The 2738-nt window shown below is 49.5% G+C and carries 3 protein-coding genes; 1 reads left to right on the plus strand and 2 read right to left on the minus strand.

Annotated elements, in window-relative coordinates:
- Positions 1 to 1125 (minus strand): beta-ketoacyl-ACP synthase II (gene fabF, locus H6S82_RS27735; RefSeq protein ID WP_191057068.1); only part of this gene is annotated, 1125 nt, incomplete at its 3' end.
- Positions 1126 to 1241: 116 nt separating this feature from the next.
- Positions 1242 to 1490: an acyl carrier protein gene (acpP, locus tag H6S82_RS27740; protein WP_190464936.1), complete on the minus strand. Its 249-nt coding sequence runs from the start codon at positions 1488 to 1490 to the stop codon at positions 1242 to 1244.
- Positions 1491 to 1743: 253 nt separating this feature from the next.
- On the opposite strand from acpP, the gene H6S82_RS27745 reads away from it, so the two are divergent.
- Positions 1744 to 2640: a CoB--CoM heterodisulfide reductase iron-sulfur subunit B family protein gene (locus tag H6S82_RS27745; protein WP_190464935.1), complete on the plus strand. Its 897-nt coding sequence runs from the start codon at positions 1744 to 1746 to the stop codon at positions 2638 to 2640.
- The last annotated feature ends 98 nt before the right edge of the window (positions 2641 to 2738 follow it).

The raw sequence follows: 2738 nt of genomic DNA on the forward strand, positions 1-2738 counted from the left end.
GGGGTTTTCTAAGTTAATTGTCGGTGGAACTCGATCGTTGGCAACTGCCATGACGGTTGCAACTGCTTCTATGCCGCCGGAACCGCCCAAAAGATGTCCTGTCATCGATTTGGTGGAGCTGATCGCCACTTTGTAGGCGTCTTCTCCCAAAGCTTTTTTAATTGCTGCCGTTTCGGTAACATCGTTGGCGGGTGTGCTGGTGCCGTGGGCGTTGATGTAGCTAACCCGGTCTGGAGTAAGACGGGCGTCTTTCAAACACAGCTGCATCGCTCTGGCGGCGCCTTCTCCACCCGGTACTGGGGCGGTCATGTGGTAGGCATCGCAGGTCATGCCGTAACCTACGATTTCAGCATAAATTTTAGCCCCGCGACTCAGGGCGTGTTCTAGTTCTTCCAACAAGAGAATACCGGCACCTTCGCCCATGACAAAGCCATCGCGATCGCGATCGAACGGACGAGATGCACGCCCCGGATCTTCATTGCGCTTCGATAACGCCCGCGCTGCCGCAAATCCTGCTAAGGATAGAGGTGTTACCGCTGCTTCCGTGCCGCCGCAAATCATGGCTTGGGCATAGCCCCGTTGGACGAGGCGAAAGGCATCGCCTATGGCATTGGAACCTGCGGCACAGGCGGTTACGGAACAGGAGTTTGGCCCCTTCGCGCCGATGTGAATCGCGGTTAACCCAGCCGCCATGTTGGCGATCATCATGGGAATCATGAAAGGGCTACAGCGATCTGGGCCGCGAGTTAAGTAAATCTCTTGTTGATCTTCGAGTACCTTGAGACCGCCGATACCTGTGCCGATGATCGCGCCTACCTGTTCTGCGTTCAGTTCGTTGATAACAAACTGAGCGTCTGCTAGAGCCTGCTTGCTGGCAGCTACTGCAAATTGGGCAAAGCGATCCATGCGCTTGGCATCCTTACGATCCAGGTAGTCGAGGGGATTAAATCCTTTCACCTCACCGGCAATGCGGCAATCATGCCGGGACGGATCGAACAAGGTTATCGGCCCTATGCCGTTACGTCCGCTTAACAATCCTTCCCAATACTCTGTTAAGGTATTGCCAATGGGTGTAATCGCGCCCAGACCGGTAATAACAACGCGCTTACCTTCAAAATCTGTCATGATTCAGCTATCAACTTGGGCTTCCACACCCAGAACGCAGAACAAAATACACAACCGAGAGATACTTTCTCCCTAATTTTTACTCAGCACTCAGCAGTCAGTACTCAACAGTAAATTTACGCCGATGCGGCTACTTTATCGTTGATGTAGTTTACCGCGTCTTGAACAGTCCGAATTTTTTCTGCATCTTCGTCGGGAATTTCGATATCGAACTCTTCTTCTAACGCCATCACCAATTCTACGGTGTCCAGGGAGTCAGCCCCCAGATCGTTGGCGAAATCGGCTTCTGGTTTGACGTCGCTTGCTTCAACGCTCAGCTGGTCTGCCACAATTTTTTGGACTTTCTCAAAAGTTTTATCGCTCATAGTCATCCCTTTTCGCAGTTGCCAGAACTTCCTCTGTCGGAAACACGGTTCTAAGCATTTCTTAATCTTATCTGAATATGGCGATCGCTCTATCACCACATTTGGCCAGTTTTCTGACTGACACTAAAAGCCGGAAAATGCCCAATTGGGCAGCCGATATGGGTATTACCCACCTCCCACATCCCACAAACAGGCGATGATAGAGAAAGAGTCCCCATTTGGCTCCCCGAAACCTTACCAATATACTTGACAAATGAAACTTAGATATGCTTATTTTCCCGGTTGTGTTGCCCAAGGTGCCTGCCGGGAACTATATCAATCTACCGCAGCCCTGACTCAAGCGCTGGACATCGAATTGATTGAGCTAAAAAAGGCTTCTTGCTGCGGTTCGGGCACTTTTAAAGAAGAATCTCGCTTGTTGGAAGATAGTGTTAATGCCCGCAATATTGCTTTGGCAGAAGAACTGAATCTACCCTTGCTCACTCATTGCAGTACGTGTCAGGGAGTGATCGGTCATGTAGATGAACGTCTCAAACAAGCCCAGCAAACAGACCCAGTTTATTTAGAACAGATTAATGGCTTACTCAAAAAAGAAGGTTGTTCTCCTTATCGGGGTAGCTCTGAAGTCAAGCATCTCCTCTGGGCTTTAGTGGGAGATTACGGTTTAGAAGAACTGCAAAAACGAGTTTCCCGAAAATTGAGCGGTCTGCGCTGTGCAGCGTTTTACGGATGTTACCTCCTCCGCGCTCAAAAGTCAATCCCTTTTGACGATCCGTACAAGCCAGAATCTATGGAAAATGTGTTTCGGGTAGTTGGGGCGACACCTATATATTACAGAGGGCGAACGCAGTGTTGCGGTTGGCCGCTTTCTAGCTATGCTACAGAGCAATCTTTTCAGATGGCGGGAACGCATATTCAAGAAGCAAAAGCCGCTGGTGCAGATTGTCTGGTAACGCCTTGTCCTTTGTGTCACTTGAATTTAGATTCGCGTCAACCAGAAGTAGAAAAGGTCATTGGACAAGAGTTAGGTTTACCGGTGCTGCATTTACCGCAGTTGGTCGCTTTGGCGTTGGGGATTGAGCCAGAAAAGCTCGGTTTGCAGAAGCATATTGTTTCTACCCGCCCGGTATTAGAAAAATTGGGATTGTAGGCCCACGATGCTGGGCGATCGTTATGGCAGCAGAGACTAATGGCCGTTTCAAGGGTCTTTAGTCTCTACTTATCTAGATTGTTGCAAAAATTTTAGCA

Origin of the sequence: Planktothrix sp. FACHB-1355, assembly GCF_014748295.1 — a bacterium.
Classification (GTDB): domain Bacteria; phylum Cyanobacteriota; class Cyanobacteriia; order Cyanobacteriales; family Aerosakkonemataceae; genus Aerosakkonema; species Aerosakkonema funiforme_A.